Consider the following 1,193-nt stretch of genomic DNA (forward strand, 5'->3'; position numbering starts at 1 on the left):
GTATGTCGTGCCTTCCTCTCCAATGAAGCTGAAATACTGGTGCCTCGCCTTGCTCAGCTTGCTCTTAACCATCACCGTTGCTGGTATTTTGTCAAACTGGATTTCATCTGACAGTTTCAGCTCCTTTAGGTCACCAAGCCTGAGGCCATCAGTGCCCTCATAATCGCCAAGAGATTCCGGCCGTAGCCCGGAGAATGCCATGATTGCTATGGCAACCCTGCCTCTTGAAGTGGCTTTCCTGAGAATCCTGGCGAGTTCTTCCTTGCTTGGCACCCTCTCGTTAACGATTGTTGGTGTTTCGTTTTCCCCTGCTATGTTAACGGTTAACTGCAAACGGATATCGTTAAACTTCAGCCATGAGAGAATGACCTTCTTGAATCTCGCAATGTATGATCCTGCCTTGCCCTCCTTCTCAAGTTTCCTAACAAAGTCTGTGAATTCGTACCTAAAATCCTTCTCACTGGCTCTGGCTTTGCTCAGGATTTCACTTGGCGTTGTTTCAGTGAGCTCACAGTAATGGCCCAGATTTCTCAATGCCACGGTTGCCGTCAATACGGATTTCGCCTTTAGGTTCTCAAACCATCTTCGTACATCCTCGTCCAGAAGGAATTCCCTATACTTCGGCTGCATGGTCATTAGAGGATAACGAGTGGCGCAATAAAAAGTATTCGATTAATAGATTAAATGGACCGGTCGGGATTTGAACCCGAGCCCTCTTGCTTGCGAAGCAAGCGATCTACCGCTGATCTACCGGCCCTAGTTGATCTCACTGCCGATATATGACAATTTGGCCAGAAGTGCATCCATCTGTATATTGTCTGTGCCCCCTTCAACTATCCTGAACTCAGCCTCGGCCAGTGCCATTATGATTTCAAGCTTCTGCTTATATGCAATCTGCTCGCTTCTTATGGATGAGTGCATACCTTTTATTATATCTATTCCTGATAAACCATATTCTATGAGCATCTTGTCAAGATAGTTCCTGGCATCGTTGAAATTGCCCTCTATGGCCATATTAATAAGATTCTTATACTCGTCCCTGTTAATTTCCCCGGATATTTCATAGATTGTTGTTGCAGTAATTTTGCCAGATAATTTTACGGCCTGCAGGATATTTATGGCCTTTCTCATATCCCCGTCTGAAATTTCATATATTGCATCAAGGGAATCGTCATCGATTCAAAACCCTCATT

Annotated in this window: 1 protein-coding gene, 1 tRNA gene and 1 pseudogene; all 3 read right to left on the reverse strand. The window is 44.9% G+C overall.

Going from position 1 to position 1,193, the window contains the following annotated elements; genetic code table 11:
* Positions 1-630 (reverse strand): annotated as a pseudogene (locus tag AMDU4_RS11245) (site-specific integrase); the annotation flags it as partial.
* Positions 631-685: 55 nt separating this feature from the next.
* Positions 686-757 (reverse strand) — tRNA-Ala (locus tag AMDU4_RS11250).
* Positions 757-1,131 carry a hypothetical protein gene (locus tag AMDU4_RS11255; protein ID WP_021788093.1) on the reverse strand — a complete coding sequence of 125 codons (375 nt, stop codon included), beginning with the start codon at positions 1,129-1,131 and terminating at the stop codon, positions 757-759. Before AMDU4_RS11255 ends, AMDU4_RS11250 begins: the two co-directional genes overlap by 1 nt.
* Positions 1,132-1,193 lie beyond the last annotated feature (62 nt).

The organism is Ferroplasma sp. Type II (genome assembly GCF_000496155.1).

Coding starts and splice junctions, on each gene's coding strand:
- AMDU4_RS11255 (WP_021788093.1), bottom strand. CDS start 1,131: ATGAGAAAGGCCATAAATATCCTGCAGGCCGTAAAATTATCTGGCAAA.